Source organism: Comamonas sp. F1-6 (assembly GCF_039581415.1).
Classification (GTDB): domain Bacteria; phylum Pseudomonadota; class Gammaproteobacteria; order Burkholderiales; family Burkholderiaceae_C; genus Comamonas; species Comamonas thiooxydans.
The window spans coordinates 1-575 of sequence record NZ_JBCPWN010000070.1 but is presented as its reverse complement, the minus strand read 5'-3'; the positions used below and the strand labels follow the sequence as shown (position 1 = coordinate 575).

Below are 575 nucleotides of genomic sequence, written 5' to 3'. Positions count from 1 at the left end.
CAGCTGCCTTAGTTGGCATTGGCAGTAGAGCCTGCACCAGCAGTACCGGAGGTGCCACCACCGTTGGAGAAGTAGCCGGCGTTACCCCAGGAACCGGCATTCTGATGGACGGTACCCACAGAGCCTGCGTTCGATGTGGTATTGGTCAGCGAGCCCCAAGGTGAGGAAACGGCTCCCGATGTGGCGTTGTAGCCAGAGGTGGTGCCAGCATTGTTGTTGATGTAAGCCAAGCCGCCGCCAGGGCCGGCGCCAGTTGCAGCAACATTCGCGGTCTGAGAAGAGGCGCCGCCGAAGGCCGTGCCACTGACGGGTCCTGCGTTATAGCCGGCAGCAGCAGTCGAGCCCGCATTGGCATTGGTAGCCGCTACGCCGCCTGCAACACCGTTGCCGGTGGTTGCGGAAAGGCTCTTCACATTACCGAAAGTAGTTGCGCTACCGCCGACAGCTGCCCCACCGATGCCAAAACCGCCTGCGCCGATAGCGCCGCCAGCAGCGTTTGCATTCGACGTCGCACCGGAGGTTGCACTATTCATGCTCAGCGCACTTCCGTTGCCCGAGCTGGCCGCACCCGACAG

1 protein-coding gene is annotated in these 575 nt (G+C 62.4%); it reads right to left on the bottom strand.

The genetic code is table 11. From position 1 onward, the window contains the following. Positions 1-8: 8 nt before the first annotated feature. Positions 9-575: hypothetical protein (locus tag AAIL66_RS24350; RefSeq protein WP_343497969.1), on the bottom strand; the 567-nt coding region annotated here is incomplete at its 5' end.